The organism is Saccharothrix sp. ST-888 (genome assembly GCF_000955975.1).
Classification (GTDB): domain Bacteria; phylum Actinomycetota; class Actinomycetes; order Streptomycetales; family Streptomycetaceae; genus Kitasatospora.
Window position 1 is genome coordinate 1 of the sequence record NZ_JYJF01000301.1, and the last position, 868, is coordinate 868.

1 protein-coding gene is annotated in these 868 nt (G+C 70.0%); it reads left to right on the forward strand.

Annotation, left to right across the window (positions count from 1 at the left end; genetic code table 11):
* On the forward strand, window positions 1–868 hold an 868-nt coding region (locus UK12_RS32770), incomplete at both ends, for an acyltransferase domain-containing protein (RefSeq protein ID WP_045306852.1).

The window sequence follows — 868 nt, forward strand, 5'->3', positions numbered from 1 at the left end:
GAGGTGATGTTCGCGGGTGAGGACGGTCTGCTGGATCAGACGGCCTACACGCAGCCCGCGCTGTTCGCGGTTGAGGTCGCGCTGTTCCGGTTGGTGGAGTCGTGGGGTGTCCGGCCGGACTTCCTGGCGGGTCACTCGATCGGTGAGCTGGCCGCCGCGCACGTCGCCGGGGTTCTCTCGCTCGCTGACGCTGCCGCGCTGGTGGCCGCTCGCGGCCGTCTGATGCAGGCGTTGCCCGCTGGCGGAGCCATGGTGGCGGTGCAGGCGTCCGAGGCAGAGGTCGTGCCGCTGCTGGGCGCCGAGGTGGGTGTCGCGGCGGTCAACGGGCCGTCGTCGGTGGTGATTTCCGGCGACGAGCAGGCGGTGCTTGAGGTTGCGGAGAAGCTGGCCGCTGATGGCCGGAAGACCAAGCGCCTGACGGTCAGCCACGCGTTTCACTCGCCGTTGATGGAGCCGATGCTGGCGGAGTTCCGTACGGTGGCTGAGGGTCTGACCTTCGATGCTCCCCGGATCCCGGTCGTCTCCACCCTGACCGGCAAGGTCACCGACGAGCTGGTCACGCCCGAATACTGGGTGCGCCACGTCCGCGAGGCGGTCCGCTTCCACGACGCCGTGCAGACCCTTGAGGGTGAAGGCGTCCGTACGTTCCTGGAGTTGGGCCCGGACGGCACGCTCTCGGCGATGGGCCAGGAGTGCGTGACGGAGGAGGCGGTGTTCGCCCCCGTCCTGCGCCGTGACCGCGCCGAGGCACAGAGCTTCACGACCGCCCTGGCGCAGCTGCACGTCCGTGGTGCCAAGCTCGACTGGCAGGCGGTCTTCGCGGGTACCGGCGCGCAGCGCGTCGACCTGCCCACCTACGCCTTCCAGC